A 24,781-nucleotide genomic window follows, 5' to 3' on the forward strand; every position below is an offset into this window, starting at 1 on the left:
GATATTAAATCTTTTAAATTACTTTTTCCAAAAAAACTATTTCCGCCCTATAAATATGTTTTATCACATATAAAGCTTTTAAAGAAATTAAACTATCTCCTATACCATAAGGACAAAAAAATCCTATTACCCCCCCCCGTTAGTTTATTTTTCATTTCAACTCCTTAATTATTAAAATATAATTTCTTATAAGTTTTAATTATAAAAAATTTAAAAATTCTTTTTTCATATCTTTTTTGGAGATTATATCAAAAAATTTATTTTTGTATTTGAATTTCAAACGATAAGAATGCAAAAGCAAACGCTTAGCTCCGCAAAATTCTATCCTTTCTTTTTCTTCCATTTTTTTATCTAAAATTCTTTCAATTTGATCTTTGTTTAATCCGTATAAAGGGTCTCCTAAAATTTTATGTTTCACGTGAAACAAATGAAGTCTTATTTGATGTTGTCTTCCTGTAAAAGGCTTACAAAGTAAAAGAGTTGCATTAAATTCTGGATAGAATTCTAAAATTTCAAATTTAGTAAAAGAATGCTTTCCATTTTCACAAATGCACATTCTAGTTTTTACATCATCATAATTTTTAACCAAATCCATTTTTGTATCAACACTGAAATTTTTATTTATTAATCCTTGTGCTAAAGCTAAATATTCTTTTTGAATTTCTTTTTTTTCAAACATAGTTTTAAAATCTATTTGAGAATTTTTATGTTTTGCTACAAGTATAAGTCCGCTTGTTTCTTTATCAAGTCTATGGGCTACACAAGCTTTATTACCCCACAAATGCCAAATTTCATCACTTAGGCTATACTCACAATGCCTACCATTAGGATGAGTTAATACTCCACTTGGTTTTTCAAGTACGGCAAAATCTTCATTTTCAAAAACAATTTCTATACCTCTTGGTTTATTTTCATAAACTATAAGTTCAATTTCGCCATTTAAAAATTCATTTTTTTTATTAACCAAATTTCCATTACAAAAAAGTCTTTTTTTATCTATAAGTTTTTGAGCTTCATTTATAGAAATTTTTAAGTTTTCCATAAGAACTTCAAATGCCTTTTTTCCATTATTTGATAGCTTAATTTTCGTATAAGGCAACTTTAACCTTTTTTAAATTTTTTTAGATAAAATCATATTTTTTTATTAATAAAATTATAACCAAAAAGGTTTAAAATGGTTCAAAGATATAGCAGAGAAATAATGGCTAAAAAATGGGACTTAAGGGCTAAATATGACGCTTGGCTTAAGGTAGAATTAGCCGCAGTTAAAGCTTGGAATAAGCTTGGAATTATAAATGATGTAGATTGTAAAAAAATTTTAGAAAATGCTAAATTTGATATTAATAGAATTGATGAAATCGAAAAGACTACCAAACACGATGTCATAGCTTTTCTTACAAATGTTAGTGAAAATTTGGGAGAAGAAGGTCGTTTTTTACATTATGCAATGACAAGTTCTGATTGTATTGATACTGCTGTAGCTTTACAAATAAAAGAGAGTTTAGAAATAATTTTAGAAGATTTAGAACAACTTTTAGATGCAATTAAAAAACGTGCCTTAGAGCATAAAAACACTCTAATGGTAGGAAGAAGTCACGGAATTCACGGCGAACCTATAACTTTTGGTTTAGTAATGGCAATTTGGTATGATGAAATAAAAAATGCAAAAGATCTCTTGCTTCACGCAAAAGAAGTAATTAGTTATGGAAAAATTAGTGGAGCTATGGGAAATTTTGCTCACGCTCCTTTGGAATTTGAAGAAGAGGTTTGTAAAATTTTAAATTTAAAACCAGCCCCTGTTTCAAATCAAATAATTCAAAGAGATCGTTACGCACAAGTAATTTCAGCTATAGCAATTTTAGCCTCAAGCTGTGAGCAAATTGCTGTAGCAATTAGACATTTTCAAAGAACAGAAGTTTATGAAGCTGAAGAATATTTTTCACAAGGACAAAAAGGAAGCTCAGCTATGCCACATAAAAGAAACCCTGTTTTAAGTGAAAATATTACAGGACTTTGTAGGATTTTAAGATCCTTTGTAACACCAGCTTTAGAAAATGTTGCTCTTTGGCATGAAAGAGATATAAGCCATTCAAGTGTAGAAAGATTTATCTTACCTGATGCTTTTATTACTGCTGATTTTATGTTAAATAGACTAAAAGATTTGATTAATAATCTTTTAGTTTACCCTAAAAATATGATGAAAAATTTAAATCTTACAGGTGGATTAGTTTTTTCAGGAAGAGTTCTTTTGGAATTACCACTTAAAGGTTTAAGTCGTGAAGAAGCTTATAAGATTGTCCAAAGAAATGCAATGAAAGTTTGGAATGATTTACAAGATGGAAAATCTGCTCTCAATGAAAAAAATGAAAGTTTATTTTTAATTGCTCTTTTAAATGATAAAGATTTAAGATCAAAACTCAATGAAGAAGATATTAGAAAATGTTTTGATTATTCTTATTACACAAAAAATATTGATGCAATTTTTGCAAGAACATTTAAATAATTTTAAAGGTTGATTATGAAAGTTATTAAAAGAAATGGACGCACCGAGGAATTAGATATCTCAAAAATTAAAAAATGTACTTCTGATGCTGTTAAAAATTTAGAAGGGGTAAATCTAAGCGAATTAGAACTTGATGCAAAAATTCAATTCCGCGATGGAATAACTACTGAGGAAATACAAAAAACTTTAATTAAAACAGCAGTAGATAAAATAGATATTGATTGTCCTAATTGGACTTTCGTTGCAGCTAGACTTTTTTTATTTGATCTTTATAAAAAAGTAAATGGCATGAATCGCTACAATCATTTAAGAGAATACTTTGAAAAAGGAGAAAAAGAAGGTAGAATCTTACTGGGACTTAAAGAAAAATATGATCTTGATGATTTAAATGATTATATAAAACCTGAAAGAGATATGCAATTTACTTATCTTGGTATTAAAACCCTTTATGATAGATATCTAATAAAAGATAGCAAAGGTATGCCTATAGAACTACCTCAACAAATGTTTATGGCTATTGCAATGTTTTTAGCTCAAAATGAATTTAATCCTACAGAATGGGCAAAGAAATTTTATGATCTTATTTCTAAATTTGAAGTAATGCTAGCTACTCCTACTCTTTCAAATGCTAGAACCACACGTCATCAACTTAGCTCTTGTTATATAGGAAGCACACCTGATAATATAGAAGGAATATTTGACTCTTATCAAGAAATGGCTTTGCTTTCTAAATTTGGTGGTGGTATAGGCTGGGATTGGTCTAAGGTACGTGCTATGGGTGGAAGCATAGATGGGCACAAAAATGCAGCTGGCGGAATCATACCTTTTTTAAAAATTACTAATGATATAGCAGTGGCGGTTGATCAACTAGGAACTAGAAAAGGAGCAATTGCAGTTTATATAGAACCTTGGCATATGGACATTAGTGATTTTATAGATTTACGTAAAAATTCTGGAGAAGAAAGAAGAAGAGCACATGAACTTTTTCCTGCATTATGGATTAACGATCTTTTTATGAAAAGAGTCAGAGCCAATGATAAATGGACTCTTTTTGATCCTGCTGATACTGCTGATTTATGTGATTTATATGGGGAAGAATTTGAAAAAAGATATGAAGAATATGAAAAAGATGAAAGCATTGTTAAAGAAATCATAGAAGCAAAAGAACTTTGGAAAAAAATATTACTTAATTATTTTGAAACAGGTATGCCTTTTTTATGTTTTAAAGATAACGCCAATAAAGCCAACCCAAATGCGCACTCAGGTATTATTAGAAGTTCAAATTTATGCACAGAAATCTTTCAAAACACTGAACCAAACTATTATCAAATTAAAGTTGTTTTCGAAAATGGTAAAGAAAAATATTTTCATGAAGAAGAAATAGTTACTGTCAATGGAAATTATCAAAAACCGGCTAAAAAAATAAGTACTTTAGATAACATAGATGGTGATAAAGTTTATATAGTTGAAAAATTTAAAAATGATGGCAAAACAGCAGTTTGTAATCTAGCAAGTATAAATTTAAGTAAAGTTTATACACAAGAAGATATAAAACGTGTTGTTCCAACTGCTATAAGAATGCTTGATAATGTAATTGATCTTAATTTTTATCCACATAGAAAAGTAAAAGATACAAATTTAAAATCTCGTGCCATAGGACTTGGAGTAATGGGAGAAGCTCAAATGCTCGCAGAATCTAAAATTTATTGGGGAAGTGATGAGCATTTCAATAAAATTGATGAAATAATGGAACAAATTAGTTATGAAGCAATTAATACAAGTTCAAATTTGGCCATAGAAAAAGGAGTTTATCCTGAATTTAAAGGATCAAATTGGAGCAAAGGAATTTTTCCAATAGATCTAGCAAATCCAAAGGCCAAAGCCTTAACACTAAAAGAAGGATTATTTGATCAAAGTATGTGTAATTGGGATAAATTGAGAGAAAAAGTTAAAAAAGATGGAATGAGAAATGGATATTTAATGGCTATTGCTCCTACTTCTTCAATCTCTATTCTAGTAGGAACAACGCAAACTATAGAACCTGTTTATAAAAGAAAATGGTTTGAGCAAAATTTAAGCGGAATGATACCTGTAGTTGTTCCAAATTTAAATTTAGAAACTTGGCAATATTATACTCCAGCTTATGAACTTGATCAAAAAATTCTAGTAAAAGCTGCTGCTATACGAGGAAAATGGATAGATCAAGGACAAAGTCTTAATATATTCTTGTCTCTTGATAAAGCAAGTGGTGGATATCTTAATGAAATTTATCAATTAGCTTGGGAATTAGGGATTAAATCAACTTATTATCTAAGAAGTGAAAGCCCTGACAGTGAAAAAGTTAATGTTGCAGATAGAAGCATAGAGTGCGAAGGTTGTCAATAATGGCTTAAAGCCATTATTGTTCTGATGAGCAAGTAGCATTGAAGTCTTGCATAGCATCATTATTAATATCTTTCATAGGATAATTGCAACTTATTCTAATCTTTCCTTTAGTATCTTCCATATTTTGATCAGCAAAAGCATTAAATATAAAAATACTTGATAAAACTAAAAAAGAAATTAAAAATTTCATTTTATTCTCCTTATTTATGTATTAAGTGTTATTTATATTATAAAATTAATTTTTATAATTTATGTAGTTTTAATTATTTAAACTATCATAATAGTTACCAAATGAAACATACTAATATTTGATTTATTTACTATTCATTCAAAAGTTAACACATATTTTAAAAAGCTCTAAGCTTTTTTTTTGTATCTTTATTATTTTTAAAAATCAAAAGGATGAAAATGTTAAATTCTATACAATTAAAAAACGAGATAAAAAATGTATAAAAATAACTCACTTGCGGAACTAACTTTTAGAGGAATGCTTCTAGGAAGTATTTTAACCATTATTTTTACAGCTTCTAATGTTTATTTAGGTCTTAAAGTAGGACTTACTTTTTCATCTTCAATTCCCGCTGTAGTAATATCTATGGCAGTATTAAGTTTTTTTAAAAATTCAAATATTTTAGAAAATAATATGGTTCAAACTCAAGCTTCTGCAGCCGGAACTTTATCTTCTGTTATATTTGTTATACCTGGGCTTTTTATGTGTGGTTATTGGACCGAATTTCCACTTTGGCAAACTTTTTTAATTTGTCTTTGCGGAGGAGGTTTAGGAGTTTTATTTACCATACCTTTAAGAAGAGCTATGGTAACTAAAAGCAAACTAGTATATCCGGAAGGAAGAGCAGCAGCTGAAATTTTAAAAGTAGTCAATCAAGATCAAAGCAATAAAAAAAGCAAAAACGGCGTAAAAGAAATAATTTCAGGTTCTTTTATTGCAGCTTTTGTTAGTCTTTTAAGTAGTGGTTTTAAGATATTAGCTACTGAAAGTAATTTTTCATTTATATGGAATAAAATGGCTTTTGGTTTTTCTACTGGTTATTCTTTAGCACTTTTAGGGGCTGGATACCTTGTAGGACTAGCAGGGGCATTGGCACTTTTTTTAGGAATGTTTTTAGCTTGGGGAGTTTTTACGCCTTATCTTTCAAATTTAGATTTCGATAGTGCTAAAAGTGCAACAGAATTGGCTACAAGTGTTTGGTCAGCAAAAGTAAGACTTATAGGAACAGGAGCTATAGCAATAGCCGCACTTTGGACTTTAATAGAACTTTTAGATCCTGTAATAAAAGGATTAAAAGAAATTATCAAAAACACCAAAATTTCTAATACTCAAAGCCTTGATCCTAAAGATACTGATCTCTCTTTAAAAAGTATTTTTATCCTATTTATTCTTATGACTATAGGACTTTTTATTGCTTTTTATAATTTCGTAACTGATGCAAATTTAAGTCTTTCAAATCATATTATTTTTGCTATATCTGGAACTTTAATTGCAATTTTAATTGGTTTTTTTGTTGCGGCAGCTTGCGGCTATATGGCAGGACTTGTAGGATCTTCATCTAGCCCTATTTCAGGAATTGGACTTATAGGTATAATTGTTTCTTCTTTGGTAATTTTATTTTTAGGATCACAAGAGAAAATTTTTACAGATGCATCATTATCTAAATTTGCTATTGCTTTAGCTATTTTTACAACTAGTGCGATTTTAGCAACAGCTGCTATATCAAACGATAACTTACAAGATCTAAAAACAGGACATTTGGTTGGAGCTACTCCTTGGAAACAACAAGTTTCTTTACTTATAGGATGTATATTTGGGGCTTTAGCTATAGTTCCTGTGTTAAATTTATTATATCAAGCTTATGGTTTTAAAGGTGCTATGCCAAGACCTGATATGGATATTTCTGCTGCTTTAGCTGCTCCTCAAGCTAATTTAATGAGTACAATAGCACAAGGAATTTTTAATCATAATATAGCGTGGAATTACATTATATTTGGAGCTTTAATTGGTGTTGCTATTATAATTATTGATAAAATTTTAAAAAAATATCAAAAATCTCTACCTCCTTTAGCAGTAGGTATAGGTATTTATCTGCCCCCAGAAGCAATCATACCACTTATAGTAGGTGGGATTTTAAATTATTATGTAATGAAATATCTTAAGAAAAAATATGCACACAATTCTCACAAAGAAGAAAAAATTGCAAAATGCGAGCAAAAAGGAATTTTATTTGCTTCAGGACTTATAGTTGGAGAAAGTATTTTTGGAGTTATCATAGCAGGTATTACAGTTTTTTCTGTAAGCAATCAAGGAAGCGAAGAACCTTTGGCTCTGAATTTAGGTTTCACAGATAATGGAATTTTAGCATCTATTGTTTTTATAGCTGTTATGTTATATTTTGTAAAACGTATAGTAAAAAAGGACTAAGATGGAAAATCTTCACGCTTTAATACTTGGAATCATAGAAGGTTTAACCGAATTTTTACCTATATCCTCAACAGGACATATGATTTTGGGAACTACTATATTAGGATTAGAGCAAAATGAATTTTTAAGAAGTTTTTTAATTATAATTCAACTTGGTTCTATCCTTGCTGTTTTATTTGTATTTTGGAATAACCTTTTTCAAAATATTAAACTATGGGTTAAACTTGCTGTAGGATTTTTTCCTACTGGAGCTATTGGATTTTTTCTTGTCAAGCATTTAGATCTTTTGTTTAATGGCTATGTAGTTGTCATAATGCTAATACTTGGAGGTATAGTATTTATTATTATAGAAAGATTACATAAAAATAAAAATTATCAAATTAACTCCTTAGATGAAATATCTTTTAAACAAGCTTTTTGTATTGGGCTTTTTCAATCTTTAGCTATGATTCCTGGCACCTCAAGAAGTGGGGCAAGTATTATTGGAGGGCTTTTATTAGGATTTAATCGTAAAATCGCAGCTGAATTTAGTTTTTTGCTTGCAATTCCAACCATGATCATAGCTACAGCTTATAGTATTTACAAAGAACCTCACATTTTTAACACTAATGAGACTTTAATTCCTTTAATCATAGGATTTATAACAGCGTTTTTTGTTGCTATTTTTGTTATAAAAATCTTTTTGAAATTTATTTCAAAATTTAGTTTTATTTCTTTTGGAATTTATAGAATTTTTTTAGGATTTATATTTTTATATTTATATTATTTTGGAATTTTAGATGCTCAAAGCCATTTCTAATTTTTTAAAAATAAACTTAATTTTAAAAAATATTAAGCTTTATAAAGTTAAAATTAAGTTTTTAATCAAAACTTACAGAGTAAGTAAGCAAAGGCAATAAATGGAACAAGAAATCATCGCTTTTTTACAACAGGATAAAATCATTGATACACAAAGTACAAATTGCAAAGATTTAAAAGCTATATATTTTGATAATTCTAATGAAAGTTTAGAAGTAATACGTCACTCTTGTGCACATTTAATGGCTCAAGCGATTAAAAGTCTATATCCTGAAGCTAAATTTTTCGTAGGACCTGTAATAGAAGATGGTTTTTATTATGATTTTCGCGTAGAAAATAAAATCAGTGAAGAAGATTTGATAAAAATAGAAAATAAAATGAAAGAACTAGCAAATTTAAAGCTAGATATTACAAAATATGAAATCTCTAAAAAAGAAGCTTTAATTAAATTTAAAGATGATGATCTTAAACAAGAAGTTTTATCAAAAATCCCAAATGAAATTGTAAGTATTTATAAACAGGGCGAATTCGAAGATCTATGTCGTGGTCCTCATTTGCCAAATACTAAATTTCTTAAATTCTTTAAATTAACAAGAATCGCAGGGGCTTATTTAGGTGGCGATGAAAAAAAAGAAATGCTAACACGCATTTATGGAACTGCTTTTGCAGATAAAGAAAGCTTAAAAGAATATTTGCATATTATAGAAGAAGCTAAAAAAAGAGATCATAGAAAACTAGGAAGCGAACTTAAACTTTTTACTTTTGATGATGAAATAGGTGGAGGGCTTCCTATTTGGCTTAGTAATGGAGCAAGACTTAGAAGCAAATTAGAACAAATACTTTATAAAGCTCATCGTTTAAGAGGATATGAACCTGTGCGTGGTCCTGAACTTTTAAAAGCAGATGCTTGGAAAATTAGCGGACATTATGATAATTATAAAGAAAATATGTATTTTACTCAAATTGATGAACAAGAATATGGAATAAAACCTATGAATTGTGTAGGACATATTAAAGTTTATCAAAGTGAAGTTAGAAGCTATAGAGATTTGCCTTTAAAATTTTTTGAATATGGCGTTGTACATCGTCATGAAAAAAGCGGGGTTTTACACGGATTATTAAGAGTTAGAGAATTTACTCAAGATGATGCACATATTTTTTGTATGCCAAGCCAAATCAAAGAACAAGTACTTGAAATTTTAAATTTTGTTGATAAGCTAATGCAACTCTTTAATTTTTCTTATGAAATGGAAATTTCAACCAAGCCTGAAAAAGCTATCGGTGATGATGAAATTTGGGAAATCGCAACAAAAGCTTTAAAAGAAGCTTTAGATGAACAAGGTTTAAAATACAATATCGATGAAGGTGGCGGAGCATTCTATGGTCCAAAAATTGATATTAAAATTACTGATGCCTTAAAAAGAAAATGGCAATGTGGAACCATACAAGTTGATTTTAATCTACCTAATCGTTTTAAATTAGAATATACAAATCACGAAAATGAGAAAAAACAGCCCGTAATGCTTCATCGTGCAATTTTAGGATCTTTTGAAAGATTTATAGGAATTTTAACCGAACATTGTGGAGGAGAATTCCCATTTTTCATAGCACCAACTGCAGTAGGTATAATACCAATTTCAGATAATCACAAAGCTTATGCTAAAGAAATTTATAAAATGCTTTTAGAATTAGGTATAGATAGTGAAATTTATGAAAAAAATGAAAGTTTAAGTAAAAAAATTCGCACTGCTGAGAAACAAAAATTACCAATGATTTTAGTTTTAGGAGATGATGAGGTCTCAAAAAGAAGTGTTGCTCTAAGAGATAGAAGAACCAAAGAACAAAAGAATTTAAGTTTAGATGAATTTATAAATTTAATCAAGGAGAAAATAAGTGAGGTATATTTTTGAGTAAAGAAAAAGAAATATTGCTCAATGATGAGATAAGAGCAGATGAAATAAGATGTATAGGTGATGATGGAAAAGTTTATGGGATAATTAGTAGCGATGAAGCCTTAGAAATAGCAAATCGCTTAGGGCTTGATCTTGTTATGATAGCTCCAGATGCAAAACCACCAGTTTGCAAAATAATGGATTTTGGAAAATTTCGCTATCAACAAGAAAAAAAACAAAAAGAAGCAAAGAAAAAACAAAAAATTATTGATATAAAAGAAATTAAACTTTCAGTAAAAATCGCTCAAAATGATATTAATTATAAAGTTAAACATGCTCTTGAGTTTTTATCACAAGGAAAACACGTAAGATTTCGTGTATTTTTAAAAGGACGTGAGATGTCAAGTCCCGAAGCTGGTATTACTCTACTTGAAAAAATTTGGACTATGGTAGAAAATGTAGCTAACCGCGATAAAGAGCCAAATTTTGAAGGTCGTTATGTAAATATGCTTGTAACACCAAAGAAATCTTAATGGTTTTTTAAATGCCAAGAAAAAATTTAATAGAAAATAAAAATCAACATAAAGCAAAGAATTTATATTCAAAAAAAGATAACTTAAATATAAACTTAGCTATGCAAAAAACTAAAGAATATTTAGAAAAAAATTTTCATTAAATAGATATGAGAGGGGGTTGCGAATTTTATAGATGGTAAATATTATTTTGAAATAGAGAAAAAAATAGAAATTTCTTTTATGATTAATAATATTAAATCAACAAAAATTCGCGTCCAATTTGATATGAATTTTATAGATAATACTATAAAACCAGATGGTGGAGTATTATTTTTATGATGAGAATTATAAAAAAGTTCTATTGATTACAGAAGCTAAAAGACAAGGAGCTAATGATACTAGAAAAAAGAAGGCAAAAGCAAACAAGTTGCTGGAAATGCTATAGAAAGACTAGGAAAAAATTTAATAGGTATTAAAGCCATGTTAAATCATGAAAAAATAACTCCTTTTGTATGTTTTGGCTGGGGATGTGATTTCGCAAGCAGTGAAAAATCCGTTTTAGCAAAATTAAATGTTTTAAATGAATTTTACTATCTAAATAAAACTTATATTTTTAAAGCAGATGGCAATAGTGATCATAATTATTTTTCTCCTGTTAGTATGTATTTTATAGAAAATAAGTGGGAAGTAAATGAAATGTTTGAAATTATGAAAGAAATTGCTAAAACATCTTTAAGGTATTATATCTTTTAATATGGCTACTGAAAACCCTAACTTTTTAAAAGAGCAAATCATTACTTATCTTGGTAATAAAAGAGCACTTTTAGGCTTTTTAGAACAAGGATTTAATTTTGCTAAAAAAGAATTAAAAAAAGATAAATTTAGCTTTTGTGATATCTTTAGTGGTTCAGGTATAGTCAGTCGTTTTGCAAAAGCACACTCAAATTTTATTATAGCTAATGATTTAGAAAATTATTCAAGAATTATTAATGAATGCTATCTTAGCAATAAAGATGAAAATTTAAATAAAACTATAAAAAAATATCATAAAAATCTAACTCAAAACTTAAGACTTCAAAAAGGTTTTATTAGTAAGCTTTATGCTCCAAAAGATGAAAATTTTATCCAAAAAGATGAAAGAGTTTTTTATACTATTAAAAATGCAATGTATTTAGATACTTTAAGAGCAAAAATTGATAATGATATTCCAAAAGAATTTAGACATTTTTTTATAGCACCTTTAATCTATGAAGCAAGTGTTCATTCTAATACAAGTGGAGTTTTTAAGGGTTTTTATAAAGGAAAAAATGGTATAGGAAAATTTGGAGGAGAAGCTGGCAATGCTTTAAAACGAATTAAAGGTGAAATAGAACTTAAAATGCCTATTTTTTCAAATTTTTCTTGTGAATTTAAGGTTACACAAAAAGATGCAAATATACTTGCAAAAGAACTTGATAATATAGATGTAATTTATCTTGATCCCCCTTATAATCAACACCCTTATAGCTCTAATTATTTTATGCTAAATTTAATTGCAAATTATAAAGAACCCAAAGAAATTTCAAATATAAGTGGAATTCCAAAAGATTGGAATCGTAGTGTTTATAATAGTCAAAAAAATGCTGAAAATGCTTTATTTGATCTAATTTATAATTTAAAAGCTAAAATCATTTTATTATCTTATAATTGTGAAGGCTTTGTAAAAAAAGAAAATTTTTTAAAACGTTTACAAAATCTTGGAAAATGCTTTTTATTGGAACAAAAATATAATACTTTTAGAGCTAGTAGAAATCTTAAAAATCGCTCTATTTATGTCAATGAGCAACTTTATATTTTAGTTAAAAATTAATATTTCATCCTTAAATTTGCTCCGTGTGTTAAAGCTATAGCAATAGCATCTGTAATATCTAAAGGTTTAATATCTTTTGAAATTCCTAAAAGTCTTTTTACCATAAAAGCAACTTGTTCTTTTGTCGCTTTTGCTTTTCCTGTTATTGCTTTTTTAATTTGTAAAGGAGTATATTCTTTAAATTCACCATGAATTTGTAAAATTTTTAAACTTAAAGCTCCACGAAATTGTGCAAGTTTTAAAACTGTTTTTGGATTATAAGCAAAAAATATATCCTCTATAGCTACCTCATCAAATTGATGATTTTTAAAGATTAAATCTAGTCCTTCACAAAGCTCTGTAATTTGATATTGAAGTGTAGAAGGTTTAATCTTTATAAGTCCTGCTTCTATAAGAGTATTTTTATTTTTATCACTTTCTATAATAGCATAACCACAAAAACGAGTTCCTGGATCAATTCCTAAAATTTTCAAAATAAACCTTAAAAATGTGAAATTCTTTTCTAAAGATGTGAATAATTTTAACCTTTTTTTATAAAATTAAAGATAAAATTTAAAAAATATATTAGATAGGATTCAATGGATATAAATAAAATACTTGATTTTTTAAAAAAAGAACTTTCAGAAAATGAGTATGAAAATTATATTTTACCTCTTAAATTAAATGAAAAACAAAGCAAAGCAGATCTTTTAGTTTTTAATGCTTCAAATGAATTTCTAGCTAAATTTACTCAAACAAAATACGCTCAAAAAATTTCTTATTTTTATGAAGTACAAACTGGTATCAAAGCAAAAGTTATTATTCAAACACAAAATACAAAAACCCATTCTAAAGCTAGTAAAATAGATATAATGCAAATTAAAACACAAAGCACTATATTAAATCCCTCTTTTACCTTTGATAGTTTTGTTGTAGGAGATTCGAATGAATATGCCTATGTAACCTGTAAAGCTGTAGCTAACAAAGATAAATTAGGAAAACTTTATAATCCTATTTTTATTTATGGAGCAACTGGGCTTGGTAAAACTCATTTACTCCAAGCTGTTGGCAATACTTGTTTAGAACTTGGCAAAAAAGTTATTTATGCTACAAGTGCAAATTTTGTTAATGATTTTACTTCTCATCTAAGCAATAAAACTATGGAAAAATTCCACGAAAAGTATAGAAATTGTGATGTATTACTCATTGATGATGTTCAATTTTTAGGAAAAACAGATAAAATTCAAGAAGAATTTTTTTTCACTTTTAATGAAATTAAAGATAGATTAGGTCAAATTATTATGACTTCAGATAATCCACCAAATATGTTAAAAGGTATCACAGAAAGATTAAAAAGTCGTTTTGCAAATGGAATAATTGCTGATATTACACCGCCTGAACTTGATACAAAAATGACAATTATAAGAAAAAAATGTGAATTTAATGAAGTAAATTTAAATAATGAAGTTATTAATTATATTGCAACTTCTATGGGAGATAATATAAGAGAAATTGAAGGTATGATTACAAATCTAAATGCTTATTCAAGACTTATTAACCAAGAAATAACTTTAGATATAGCAAAAAGTTTAATGAAAGATCATATCAAAGAGAAAAAAGAAAATATTACTATAGAAGATATACTTAATATTGTTTGTAAAGAATTTAATATAAAACCAAGTGATATAAAATCAAACAGAAAAACAAAAAATATAGTAACTATAAGACGCATTGTGATTTTTTTAGCAAGAGAGCTTACAACTATGTCTATGCCTCAACTTGCAATGTTTTTTGAAATGAAAGATCACACAGCAATTTCACATAATATTAAAAAAATTAATGAACTTTTTTTAGAAAATTTAGAACTTAAAAATAAAATTGAAGAACTTAAAAATAAAATTTTAACAAAAAGTCAAAGTTAAGTGAAAAAATGTGAATAAAAATGAAAAATTAAAAAAGAAAAAACTATGATAAAATAAATTTTTAAAACACTTTTTCACATTTTCAATATGCTTATTATTATGATGAAATTAAATTAAAAAGGAGAAAAAATGAAATTAAGTATAAATAAAAATACTTTAGAATCTGCTATTATTTTATGTAATGCTTATGTAGAAAAGAAAGATTCTAGTACTATCACTTCTCATTTACTTTTTGAAGCAAATGAAGATAAACTTACAATCAAAGCAACTGATTTTGAAATAGGAATAAATTATAAAATCAGAAAAATTCGTATAGAATCTTCTGGTTTTGCAACAGCAAATGCAAAAAGCATTGTTGATGTAATCAAAAACTTAAACAATGAAGAAGTTACACTTGAAACTATCGATAATTTTTTATTTATAAGACAAAAAAGCACAAAATATAAATTACCAATGTTTAATTATGAAGATTTTCCAAATTTCCCACAAACAGAAGGTAAAAATAAATTTGATATTGATTCTAGTGATTTAAGCAGATCTCTTAAAAAAATTCTCCCAAGTATAGATACAAATAATCCAAAATATTCTTTAAATGGTGCTTTTTTAGATATAAAAACTGAAAAAATCAATTTTGTAGGAACAGATACAAGAAGATTAGCTATTTATACTTTAGAAAAAAATAATGAACAAGAATTTCACATTTGTATCCCTAAAAAAGCTATTACAGAAATGCAAAAACTTTTTTATGAAAAAATCGAAATATTTTACGATGAAAATATGCTTATAGCTAAAAATGACAATTTTGAATTTTTCACAAAACTTATTAATGATAAATTCCCAGATTATGAAAAAGTTGTGCCAAAACAATTTAAACAAGAAATTATTTTACAAACTGAAGATTTTATAGATTCTTTAAAGAAAATTAGCGTAGTAACAGAAAAATTAAAAATTCATTTCCTAAAAAATAAAATTATATTTGAAGGTATTAGTCTTGATAATATGGAAGCAAAAACAGAGCTTGATATAGAACTTAATTTAGAAGAAGAATTTGCTCTTAGTGTTAAAATTAAATATTTATTAGATTTTCTATCTTCTATTGAAGAAAATGAATTTAAAATCAGTATCAATGAACCAAATTTAGCTTTTGCTGTAAGTTCAGGAAAACTTGAAATGGTTATTATGCCAATGATTTTATAATTTTTAAAAATCATAAATTTAACTAAAAGGAAAAATATGCAAGAAAATTATGGCGCAAGTAATATTAAAGTTCTAAAAGGTTTAGAAGCTGTTAGAAAGCGTCCTGGTATGTATATAGGAGACACCAATATAGGTGGTCTTCATCATATGATTTATGAAGTAGTAGATAATTCTATTGATGAAGCTATGGCAGGGCATTGTGATACTATTGATATTGAAATTACAACTGAAGGAAGTTGTATAGTAAGTGATAATGGTAGAGGAATTCCTGTAGATATGCACCCTACAGAAAATATGCCAACTTTAACTGTTGTTTTAACTGTTCTTCACGCAGGGGGAAAATTCGATAAAGATACTTATAAAGTTTCAGGTGGTTTGCATGGTGTTGGGGTTTCAGTTGTAAACGCTCTTTCTAAAAAACTTGTAGCCACAGTCGAAAGAAATGGAGAAATTTATCGTCAAGAATTTTCAGAAGGTAAAGTTATTAGTGAATTTGGTGTAATAGGAAAAAGTAAAAAAACAGGAACAACCATAGAATTTTGGCCTGATGATAAAATTTTTGAAGTAACAGAATTTGATTATGAAATCTTAGCTAAAAGATTTCGTGAACTTGCATATTTAAACCCAAAAATTACTATAAATTTTAAAGATAATCGTATAGGAAAATACGAAAGCTTTCATTTTGAAGGTGGAATTTCTCAATTCGTTACAGATTTAAATAAAAAAATAGCTTTAACTAAACCAATTTTTTTCAGTGTAGATGAAGAAGATGTAAATGTTGAAGTAGCTTTACTTTATAATGACTCTTATAGTGAAAATTTGCTTTCTTTTGTAAATAATATTAAAACTCCAGATGGTGGAACTCACGAAGCAGGCTTTAGAATGGGTTTAACACGCGTAATAAGTAATTACATAGAAGCTAATGCAAGTGCTAGAGAAAAAGATAGTAAAATTACTGGAGAAGATATTCGTGAAGGACTTATAGCTATAGTAAGTGTTAAAGTTCCTGAACCACAATTTGAAGGACAAACTAAAGGAAAACTAGGTTCAACTTATGTACGTCCTATAGTTTCAAAAGCTTCTTTTGAGTATTTAACTAAATATTTTGAAGAAAATCCTATAGAAGCAAAAGCTATAATGAATAAAGCCTTAATGGCAGCACGCGGTAGAGAAGCAGCTAAAAAAGCAAGAGAATTAACACGTAAAAAAGAAAGTTTAAGTGTAGGGACTTTACCTGGTAAATTAGCTGATTGTCAAAGTAAAGATCCAAGTGAAAGTGAAATTTATCTTGTAGAAGGGGATTCTGCAGGGGGTTCTGCAAAACAAGGTAGAGAAAGATCTTTTCAAGCAATTTTACCTTTAAGAGGTAAAATTTTAAATGTTGAAAAAGCAAGACTTGATAAAATTTTAAAATCAGAACAAATTCAAAATATGATTACTGCTTTTGGTTGTGGTATAGGAGAAGATTTTGATATCTCAAAACTTAGATATCATAAAATCATCATTATGACAGATGCTGATGTTGATGGATCTCATATACAAACTCTACTTTTAACTTTTTTCTTCCGTTTTATGAAAGATTTAATAATAAATGGTCATATCTATTTAGCTCAACCTCCTTTATATCGTTATGAAAAAAGAGGACAAAAGAAAAAAGAAATTTATTTAAAAGATGAAAAGGCTTTAAATGATTTTTTAATTGAAATGGGTATAGAAAATTCTAACTACCAAGGTATAGGACTTAATGATTTAAAAGATTTTTTAAAAATCGTTTCAGCTTATCGTTCTATACTTAAAGAACTTGAAAAAAGATTTAATATCATTTCAGTGATTAGATATTTAATTGAAAATCCAGATTTAATTAAAAATTCAAATGAAGAACTTTTTAACATTATAAAAGTTTATCTTGAAAAATCAAATTATAATATTTTAAATTCTTATATCAATGAAAATGAAATTCGTATTTTTGTTCAAACTGAAAATGGACTTGAAGAACTTTTAATCAATGATGATTTATTTACTCATCCTTTATATGTTGAAGCAAATTTTATCTTTGATAAGATTAAAGAAAGAGATTTGAAATTTGAAAAAGATATTTTAGAAATTTTAGAAGAAGTAGAAAGTAATGCTAAAAAAGGAGCTGATATTTATCGTTATAAAGGTCTAGGTGAGATGAATCCTGAACAACTTTGGGAAACAACTATGGATCCTAGTGCAAGAAGACTTCTTAAAATTACTATCGAAGATGCACAAAGTGCTGATGATACTTTTAATCTCTTTATGGGTGATGATGTAGAGCCTAGACGCGATTATATCCAAGCTCACGCTAAGGATGTCAAGCATTTAGATGTGTGAGAATTTAGAGATAATTTATGAAAAAATATAATTTTTTAGATTTAATTATAGAAGTTTTAAAAGAAAGTAAATTTCCTTTAAGTGCAAATGAAATTTGGCAATATGCTTTAGATAAAGGTTTTGAAAAAAAACTTCAAACTTATAAAGATGGAAATTTAAGTAAAACTCCAGTTGCAAGTTTAGCTGCTAAAATTTATGTAAATTTAAATAGTAAAAATTCTCTGTTTTCAATAGTTTCTAAAAGACCAACAAAATTTTGGCTTAAAGAAAGAGAAAATGAGCTTGATTTAAAAAATATTGAAAATATATCAACTAATAAATTTTCAAATTTATTGATTCAAAAAGAAGTTAAATTTAAAGAAAGGGATTTACACCCTTTACTTGTTAAATTTTTATTTGAAAGTGAAAATTTTAATCTTTATTCTAAAACTATTTTTCACGAAAAGTCTCAAAAAGGTAAAAGTGGTGAAAATGAATGGATTCATCCTGATATAGTCGGTGTGCATTTTCCTTTTAAAGATTATGAAGATGAAACTTTTACACTTTGTAAAAATTTAAATCAAATTTCTTATAAAATTTATAGTTTTGAGTTAAAAGTCAAACTTGATTTTTCTAATTTAAGATCAAGTTATTTTCAAGCTGTAAGTAATTCAAGTTGGGCGAATGAAGGATACTTAGTTGCTTTAGAATTTGATGATGAAATTATGAAAGAACTTTGGAGACTAAATAATGCTTTTGGAATAGGTTTTATAAAGCTTAATACAGATATTAATGATTCTAAAATAATTATTAAAGCAAAAGAAAAACAGAATTTAGATTTAATAACACTCGATTTATTAGTGAGCAAAAATGAAGATTTTAAAAATTTCATACAAAATTTAAGTAAAGATATTAGTATAAGTGATATTGAACGTATTGGATATAAATTTTATGATGAAATTTACAATGATGAAAAAATGCAAAAATATTTAAAAGATAAAAAAATTATTTAATGATTTTTTTAATAGCTGGAGAATCACATACTGGAAAAACCTTACTCGCTCAAAAACTTTTAGAACTTTATCATTATCCTTATATAAGCTTAGATCATTTAAAAATGGGATTTTTAAAAGGAATTTTTCCTAAACCTTTTGAAGTTGATGAAGATATAAAAATCGCTAAATTTTTATATCCTATTATTAGAAGTATCATAAAAACTAATTTAGAAAATAATCAAAATCTTATTTTAGAAGGAATTTATCTTTATCCTAAATATATTAATCTTTTAAAAGAAGAGTTTAAATCTAAAATAAAACATTTAAATTTACTTTTTTCTAAAGAATATATTCTAAAAAATTATGAGTTGATTTATGAAAAAGAAAGTGTAATAGAAAAACGTTTAGTAAGTGAAAAAGTAATTCTAAATGAACTTATAAAAGATCATCTAAAATTAAAAGAAGAATGTTTAAAATACCAATGTAATTTTTTAGAATTTAAAGAAAATTATGAATTAGAGTTTGAAAAAGCCTTAATTTTTTTTAATTAGTTTTTGTATAATTTTACTCTTAGAAAAAATACTATTAGCAGATAAATATTCGTCTATATTTGTAATTAATTTTAAAATTAATAAACTAAAATTATTTAAAAGGAGTATAAATAATGCGTTATGGTGAAAAAGAGATAAAAGAATTTGATGTAGATAAACACTTAGAGCTTTGGCCAAATGATGCTAAAAGTGATTATGTGATTAAGATTACTTTGCCTGAATTTATGTGCTGTTGTCCAAGAAGTGGGTATCCTGATTTTGCGACAATTTATTTTGAATATATTCCAGATAAACTAGTAGTTGAACTTAAAGCTATAAAATTATATATTAATTCTTTTATGTATAGAAATATTTCTCACGAAGCAAGTATCAATGAAATTTACAATACTTTAAAAGATAAATTAAAACCAAAATGGATTAAAGTTGTAGGGGATTTTAACCCACGTGGTAATGTACATACTATCATAGAATGTCGAAGTGATATGATTGTGCCAAAGTAAATTTAAAAAATGGATAAAAATTAAATCTAAAAATAATAAATTTTTATCTATTTAATTCAAATTCAATTATTAAATTTTTATACTTTAATCGTACTAATTAAGATTATTTTTTAAATAATAAAAAATAAATTTTATATAAAATACTTTTTATTTTTAAAAATTTATTACCAATTATAAAGTAATAATTTTAATTTTTATCCTTATTTAAAGGATAAAAATTAAATATTTTTATAAATTCTCTTGACAAGCAAAATATGAATTTATTATACTTTCGTTTTATTTTTAGTTAGTTTTTAAACTAACGAGTTCTTTTAAAAGGAAAAATTATGGAAAGAATTAGGCTTAAGCTTAAAGCTTATGACCACAGAGTCCTAGATAGAACAGTTGCAGCGATTGTAGAAGCTGTTAAAAGAACAGGTGCAGATATTAGAGGTCCAATACCATTACCTACTAAAATTAAACGATATACAGTTTTAAAATCCCCACATATTAATAAAGATTCTCGTGAGCAGTTTGAAATTAGAATTCACGCACGTTTATTAGATATAGTGGCTGCTACTCCTGATACAGTTGATTCTTTAACTAAGCTTGATTTAGCTCCAGAAGTTAATGTTGAAGTTAGAGCTATGGGTAAAAAAGGATAGAATATGGAATATATTGTAGAAAAAATAGGTATGAGTAGAACTATCACAAGTCCTAGTATTGCCGTAACTTTATTAAAAGTTGTGAATACTAAAGTTTGTGAAATTGATAATGGTAAAGCATTAGTTGCTTATCCTAAAGGTAAAAGAAGCAACAAATGTATAAAAGGTCAACAAAAAAAATACAATCTTTCAGCTGAATTTAACCGCTTTGCAACTTTAGAAGTGGCAAATACAGAAATAGGTGATTTAGATGAAACTCCTTTGAATGAAGCAAAAATTTTAAAAGTAAGTTTTAATTCTAAAGGACGCGGTTATAGCGGTGTTGTTAAAAGACATAACTTTGGTGGTGGTCCGGCATCTCACGGAAGTAGATTTCATAGACGCCATGGATCAATTGGTAATAGAGAATGGCCAGGTCGTGTTCAACCAGGGATGAAAATGGCAGGACATTATGGAAATGAAAAGGTTAGTGTTAAAAACGAAGTTGTATCCTATGATGCACAAAATAAAATCTTAGTTGTTAAAGGTGCAGTACCAGGATATAATGGTGCCATGGGTAAAATAAGGATTGCAAAATGAGTAAAATAACTATTTTAGATGAAAAATTTGATAGAGCTGGAGAATTAGATCTTCCTGCCAAATATGCAGAAGTAAATCCACACAATCTTTATTTATATGTAAAATCTTATCTTGCTAGTCTTAGAGCAAATACTGCTCATACAAAAGGTAGAAGCGACGTAAGTGGTGGTGGTAAAAAACCTTGGAGACAAAAAGGAAGAGGTGGAGCAAGAGCTGGTTCTACAAGAACAAATGTTTGGGTAGGAGGTGCTGTAGCTTTTGGTCCTACTAATAATAGAAATTATTTCCAAAAAGTTAATAAAAAGCAAAAAAGATTAGCACTTGAGAGAGCTTTAGAAGAAAAAGCTTCAAAAAATTCTCTTTTTGTAGTTCCTTCATTAACTATAGAAAGTGGTAAAACTAAAGATGCTAATGCTGTTATTAAAAAATTAGGGCTTAAAGATGCTTTAATTGTTAAAGATATGCTAGATGAAAAAACACTTTTAGCTTATAGAAATTTGTCAAATTGCTATGTTGTTGATATAAACGAAGTTAATGCATATCTTGTAGCTGTTTTTAATGCAGTTATTTTTGAAAAATCAGCATTAGATTCAATTACAAAAGAAGGATAATTATGGCAGATATTACAGATATTAAAACTATACTTTATACAGAAAAAAGCTTGAATTTACAAGAAAATGGTGTCGTAGTTATTCAAACTTCAACAAGAATGACTAAAACAAGTTTAAAAGTAATATTAAAAGAATATTTTGGCGTAAATGCACAAAGTATTAATTCTTTAAGAACTAATGGAAAAGTGAAACGTTTTAGAGGTCGTACAGGACAAAGAAACGATTATAAAAAATTCTATGTAAAGCTACCTGAAGGTGTTAGCTTAGAAAATATGGAGGCTTAAAATGGCAATTAAAACTTACAAACCATATACTCCAAGTAGAAGATATATGACAGGTTTAAGTTCTGAAGATATTACAGCAAAACCAAGCGTAAGATCTTTGCTTGTAAAACTTAAATCTCATTCGGGTCGTAATAGTTATGGAAGAATTACAAGCCGTCATAAACAAGCTGGAGCTAAAAAACTTTATAGAATTATAGATTTTAAACGTCGTAAATTCGGTATAGAAGGTAAAGTTGAAGCTATAGAATATGATCCTTATAGAAATTGTAGAATTGCTTTGATTTCTTATAAAGATGGAGAAAAAAGATATATTATTCAGCCAAAAGGTCTAAATGTTGGAGACATAGTAGCTTCAGCAGAAAGTGGGCTTGATATAAAGCCAGGCAATGCTATGAAGCTTAAGAATATTCCTATTGGAACTATAGTTCATAATATAGAATTAAAGCCAGGCAAAGGTGCTCAAATGATACGTTCAGCAGGAGCATATGCACAACTTATGGGTAAGGAAGAAAAATATGTTATTTTAAGACTTGCTAGTGGTGAGATGAGACAAGTTTTAGCTGAATGTATGGCAAGTATTGGTGAAGTTGGAAATGAAGATTGGGCTAACATTACCATAGGTAAAGCAGGTCGTAATCGCTATAGAGGAATTCGTCCTCAAACTAGAGGTTCTGCTATGAACCCAGTTGATCACCCACACGGAGGGGGAGAAGGTAAGAAAAACTCAGGACGTCATCCTGTGACTCCTTGGGGTAAACCTACTAAAGGTGCAAAAACACGTCGTAAAAAAGCAAGTGATAAATTAATAATTTCAAGAAGAAAAGGAAAATAAGATGGCTAGATCGTTAAAAAAAGGTCCTTTTGTAGATGATCATGTGATGAAAAAAGTCATCGCTGCAAAAAAGAATAATGATAATAAACCTATTAAAACTTGGTCAAGAAGAAGTACAATTATTCCTGATATGATAGGTTTAACTTTTAATGTTCATAATGGAAAAAGTTTTATTCCTGTTTATATTACAGAAAACCATATTGGTTATAAACTTGGCGAATTTGCACCAACAAGAACATTTAAAGGCCATAAAGGCTCTGTTCAAAAGAAAATAGGTAAGTAAGGGATAAGATATGAGTAAAGCTTTAATTAAATTCATAAGATTGTCTCCAACTAAGGCAAGACTTATTGCAAGAGAGGTTCAAGGTATGAATGCTGAACTTGCAATGGCAAGTTTAAAATTTATGCCAAATAAAGGTGCTAAATATATTGCTAATGCTATTTCAAGTGCAGTAGCTAATGGTGGTTTTGAAGCCAATGAAGTTATAATTAAAAGTTGCCGTGTTGATGCAGGTTCTGTTCTTAAAAGATTTAGACCACGTGCTAGAGGAAGTGCAAGTCGTATTAGAAAACCTACTTCTCATATTTTAGTAGAGGTTGCTAAAATAGAAAAAGAAACAAAAAATAATAAAAGCACTAAAAAAGCAACAGCAAAGAAGGAAAGCTAAATGGGACAAAAAGTAAATCCGATTGGTTTAAGATTAGGAATTAATAGAAATTGGGAATCAAGATGGTTTCCTAGTAAAACAAGTTTGGTTGAAAATATTGGTGAAGATTACAAAATCAGAACTTTTTTAAAAAGAAAACTTTATTATGCAGGAATTAGTCAAATTTTAGTTGAAAGAACAGCTAAAAGATTGCGTGTGACTGTTGTAGCAGCAAGACCAGGCATAATTATTGGTAAAAAAGGTAGCGATGTTGATGTTTTAAGAAAAGATCTTCAAAATTTAATTGGTAAAGATGTTAATATCAACATTAAAGAAGAAAGAAAAGCAGGAGCTTCAGCTCAACTTGCAGCAGAAAGTGTTGCAACTCAATTAGAGAAGAGAGTAGCCTTTAGAAGAGCAATGAAAAAGGTTATTCAAGGAGCGCAAAAAGCAGGAGCTAAAGGAATTAAAGTTTCTGTTTCAGGCCGTTTAGGCGGAGCTGAAATGGCAAGAACAGAATGGTATTTAGAAGGTCGTGTGCCACTTCATACTTTAAGAGCAAAAATTGATTATGGTTTTGCAGAAGCTAGAACTACTTATGGAAACATAGGAGTAAAAGTATGGATCTTTAAAGGTGAAGTATTACAAAAAGGAATGCAACCTGAAAAAACTGAAGAAAATGCTCCAGCTAAAAAAACAACAAGACGAAGAAGGAGTAAATAATGTTAATGCCAAAAAGAACGAAATATCGTAAAATGATGAAAGGGCGTAATAGAGGTTATGCTTGCAGAGGAACAGAATTTACTTTTGGTGAATTTGCATTAAAGGCCACTGAAGCAGGTCGCATTAATTCACGTCAAATCGAAGCTGCGCGTATAGCTTTAACTCGTTTTGTTAAAAGACAAGGTAAAACTTGGATTAGAGTTTTTCCTGATAAGCCTTTAACTAAAAAACCTTTAGAAACTCGTATGGGTAAAGGTAAAGGTGCAGTTGAAGAATGGGTAATGAATATTAAACCAGGACGTATTATTTATGAAATGGCAGGAGTTAATGAAGAAATGGCAAGAAAAGCTTTAACATTAGCTATGCATAAATTACCTTTTAAAACTAAGTTTGTTACAAGAGAGAGCCAAAATGAAATATACTGAAATTAAAGATAAAAATGCAGCCGAGCTTGCAACAATGCTAAAAGAAAAAAAGGTGCTTTTATTCACTTTAAGACAAAAGCTAAAAACTATGCAACTTACTAATCCAAATGAGATTAGACAAGTTAAAAAAGATATTGCTAGAATAAGTACGGCAATTAGCGTTTTAAAACAAGGATAGA

General features: G+C 27.8%; 28 protein-coding genes. 25 read left to right on the forward strand and 3 right to left on the reverse strand.

Annotated elements, in window-relative coordinates:
- Positions 1-199 precede the first annotated feature (199 nt).
- Positions 200-1,099, reverse strand: coding sequence for an RluA family pseudouridine synthase (locus GQV94_RS01130; RefSeq protein ID WP_200169153.1), 900 nt, complete (start codon positions 1,097-1,099; stop codon positions 200-202).
- A gap of 75 nt (positions 1,100-1,174) precedes the next feature.
- On the opposite strand from GQV94_RS01130, the gene purB reads away from it, so the two are divergent.
- Both purB and GQV94_RS01140 read left to right on the forward strand, forming a co-directional pair.
- Complete coding sequence (gene purB, locus GQV94_RS01135; RefSeq protein WP_200169154.1) at positions 1,175-2,503, forward strand: adenylosuccinate lyase; 1,329 nt, start codon at positions 1,175-1,177, stop codon at positions 2,501-2,503.
- Positions 2,504-2,518: 15 nt separating this feature from the next.
- Entirely contained in the window at positions 2,519-4,888 is a 2,370-nt protein-coding gene (locus GQV94_RS01140) for a ribonucleoside-diphosphate reductase subunit alpha (protein WP_200169155.1), read from the forward strand.
- A gap of 13 nt (positions 4,889-4,901) precedes the next feature.
- On the opposite strand, the gene GQV94_RS01145 is transcribed toward GQV94_RS01140, so the two are convergent.
- Complete coding sequence (locus GQV94_RS01145) at positions 4,902-5,078, reverse strand: hypothetical protein (protein WP_200169156.1); 177 nt, start codon at positions 5,076-5,078, stop codon at positions 4,902-4,904.
- 255 nt (positions 5,079-5,333) lie between these two features.
- Here GQV94_RS01145 and GQV94_RS01150 point away from each other — a divergent pair, with 255 nt between their 5' ends.
- The 7 genes from GQV94_RS01150 (at position 5,334) to GQV94_RS01175 (ending at position 12,379) form a co-directional block, all read left to right on the forward strand.
- Entirely contained in the window at positions 5,334-7,325 is a 1,992-nt protein-coding gene (locus GQV94_RS01150; RefSeq protein WP_200169157.1) for an OPT family oligopeptide transporter, read from the forward strand.
- A gap of 1 nt (position 7,326) precedes the next feature.
- Positions 7,327-8,124: an undecaprenyl-diphosphate phosphatase gene (locus GQV94_RS01155; protein ID WP_200169158.1), complete on the forward strand. Its 798-nt coding sequence runs from the start codon at positions 7,327-7,329 to the stop codon at positions 8,122-8,124.
- A 100-nt stretch (positions 8,125-8,224) separates the two neighbouring features.
- Positions 8,225-10,033, forward strand: coding sequence for a threonine--tRNA ligase (thrS, locus tag GQV94_RS01160; protein WP_200169159.1), 1,809 nt, complete (start codon positions 8,225-8,227; stop codon positions 10,031-10,033).
- Complete coding sequence (infC, locus tag GQV94_RS01165) at positions 10,030-10,548, forward strand: translation initiation factor IF-3 (RefSeq protein ID WP_200169160.1); 519 nt, start codon at positions 10,030-10,032, stop codon at positions 10,546-10,548. The genes thrS and infC overlap by 4 nt, the downstream gene beginning before the upstream one ends.
- Positions 10,549-10,559: 11 nt before the next feature.
- A complete protein-coding gene (locus GQV94_RS07875; protein ID WP_267904818.1) occupies positions 10,560-10,691 on the forward strand; it encodes a hypothetical protein in 132 nt (43 codons plus the stop codon).
- Positions 10,692-11,010: 319 nt separating this feature from the next.
- Positions 11,011-11,283, forward strand: a complete 273-nt coding sequence (locus GQV94_RS07725; protein WP_234126282.1) for a restriction endonuclease — start codon at positions 11,011-11,013, stop codon at positions 11,281-11,283.
- Position 11,284: 1 nt separating this feature from the next.
- Positions 11,285-12,379 carry a DNA adenine methylase gene (locus GQV94_RS01175; protein WP_200169161.1) on the forward strand — a complete coding sequence of 365 codons (1,095 nt, stop codon included), beginning with the start codon at positions 11,285-11,287 and terminating at the stop codon, positions 12,377-12,379.
- On the opposite strand, the gene ruvC is transcribed toward GQV94_RS01175, so the two are convergent.
- Positions 12,376-12,852 (reverse strand): crossover junction endodeoxyribonuclease RuvC, encoded by a 477-nt coding sequence (gene ruvC, locus GQV94_RS01180; RefSeq protein WP_200169162.1) that lies wholly within the window; start codon positions 12,850-12,852, stop codon positions 12,376-12,378. The genes GQV94_RS01175 and ruvC overlap by 4 nt on opposite strands.
- Before the next feature lie 105 nt (positions 12,853-12,957).
- On the opposite strand from ruvC, the gene dnaA reads away from it, so the two are divergent.
- From dnaA to rpmC, 16 genes are all read left to right on the forward strand, one after another.
- The gene (dnaA, locus tag GQV94_RS01185) at positions 12,958-14,280 is read left to right on the forward strand and encodes a chromosomal replication initiator protein DnaA (protein ID WP_200169163.1); all 1,323 of its coding nucleotides are present in this window, start codon (positions 12,958-12,960) and stop codon (positions 14,278-14,280) included.
- Between the two features lie 129 nt (positions 14,281-14,409).
- Positions 14,410-15,477 carry a DNA polymerase III subunit beta gene (gene dnaN / locus GQV94_RS01190; RefSeq protein WP_200169164.1) on the forward strand — a complete coding sequence of 356 codons (1,068 nt, stop codon included), beginning with the start codon at positions 14,410-14,412 and terminating at the stop codon, positions 15,475-15,477.
- Between the two features lie 36 nt (positions 15,478-15,513).
- The gene (gene gyrB, locus GQV94_RS01195; protein ID WP_200169165.1) at positions 15,514-17,832 is read left to right on the forward strand and encodes a DNA topoisomerase (ATP-hydrolyzing) subunit B; all 2,319 of its coding nucleotides are present in this window, start codon (positions 15,514-15,516) and stop codon (positions 17,830-17,832) included.
- Positions 17,833-17,849: 17 nt separating this feature from the next.
- Complete coding sequence (locus GQV94_RS01200; RefSeq protein ID WP_200169166.1) at positions 17,850-18,824, forward strand: HTH domain-containing protein; 975 nt, start codon at positions 17,850-17,852, stop codon at positions 18,822-18,824.
- Positions 18,824-19,357, forward strand: a complete 534-nt coding sequence (locus GQV94_RS01205) for an adenylate kinase (RefSeq protein ID WP_200169167.1) — start codon at positions 18,824-18,826, stop codon at positions 19,355-19,357. The genes GQV94_RS01200 and GQV94_RS01205 overlap by 1 nt, the downstream gene beginning before the upstream one ends.
- Before the next feature lie 113 nt (positions 19,358-19,470).
- Positions 19,471-19,857: a preQ(1) synthase gene (gene queF, locus GQV94_RS01210; RefSeq protein WP_200169168.1), complete on the forward strand. Its 387-nt coding sequence runs from the start codon at positions 19,471-19,473 to the stop codon at positions 19,855-19,857.
- Between the two features lie 326 nt (positions 19,858-20,183).
- Positions 20,184-20,501 (forward strand): 30S ribosomal protein S10, encoded by a 318-nt coding sequence (rpsJ, locus tag GQV94_RS01215; RefSeq protein ID WP_200169169.1) that lies wholly within the window; start codon positions 20,184-20,186, stop codon positions 20,499-20,501.
- A 3-nt stretch (positions 20,502-20,504) separates the two neighbouring features.
- Positions 20,505-21,080 carry a 50S ribosomal protein L3 gene (rplC, locus tag GQV94_RS01220; protein ID WP_200169170.1) on the forward strand — a complete coding sequence of 192 codons (576 nt, stop codon included), beginning with the start codon at positions 20,505-20,507 and terminating at the stop codon, positions 21,078-21,080.
- Positions 21,077-21,691: a 50S ribosomal protein L4 gene (gene rplD, locus GQV94_RS01225; protein ID WP_131163229.1), complete on the forward strand. Its 615-nt coding sequence runs from the start codon at positions 21,077-21,079 to the stop codon at positions 21,689-21,691. The genes rplC and rplD overlap by 4 nt, the downstream gene beginning before the upstream one ends.
- 2 nt (positions 21,692-21,693) lie before the next feature.
- Entirely contained in the window at positions 21,694-21,975 is a 282-nt protein-coding gene (locus GQV94_RS01230) for a 50S ribosomal protein L23 (RefSeq protein WP_131163230.1), read from the forward strand.
- A 1-nt stretch (position 21,976) separates the two neighbouring features.
- Entirely contained in the window at positions 21,977-22,807 is an 831-nt protein-coding gene (rplB, locus tag GQV94_RS01235) for a 50S ribosomal protein L2 (RefSeq protein WP_200169171.1), read from the forward strand.
- Position 22,808: 1 nt separating this feature from the next.
- The gene (gene rpsS / locus GQV94_RS01240; protein ID WP_131163232.1) at positions 22,809-23,090 is read left to right on the forward strand and encodes a 30S ribosomal protein S19; all 282 of its coding nucleotides are present in this window, start codon (positions 22,809-22,811) and stop codon (positions 23,088-23,090) included.
- 10 nt (positions 23,091-23,100) lie between these two features.
- Positions 23,101-23,475: a 50S ribosomal protein L22 gene (gene rplV, locus GQV94_RS01245; protein WP_200169172.1), complete on the forward strand. Its 375-nt coding sequence runs from the start codon at positions 23,101-23,103 to the stop codon at positions 23,473-23,475.
- Positions 23,476-24,177: a 30S ribosomal protein S3 gene (gene rpsC / locus GQV94_RS01250; RefSeq protein ID WP_131163234.1), complete on the forward strand. Its 702-nt coding sequence runs from the start codon at positions 23,476-23,478 to the stop codon at positions 24,175-24,177.
- Complete coding sequence (rplP, locus tag GQV94_RS01255; protein WP_200169173.1) at positions 24,177-24,602, forward strand: 50S ribosomal protein L16; 426 nt, start codon at positions 24,177-24,179, stop codon at positions 24,600-24,602. Before rpsC ends, rplP begins: the two co-directional genes overlap by 1 nt.
- On the forward strand, positions 24,589-24,780 hold the full coding sequence (gene rpmC / locus GQV94_RS01260; protein ID WP_131165627.1) for a 50S ribosomal protein L29: 192 nt from the start codon (positions 24,589-24,591) through the stop codon (positions 24,778-24,780). Before rplP ends, rpmC begins: the two co-directional genes overlap by 14 nt.
- Position 24,781: the final 1 nt, after the last annotated feature.

It is taken from the genome of Campylobacter sp. TTU_617, from assembly GCF_016599045.1.
Lineage (GTDB): Bacteria > Campylobacterota > Campylobacteria > Campylobacterales > Campylobacteraceae > Campylobacter_D.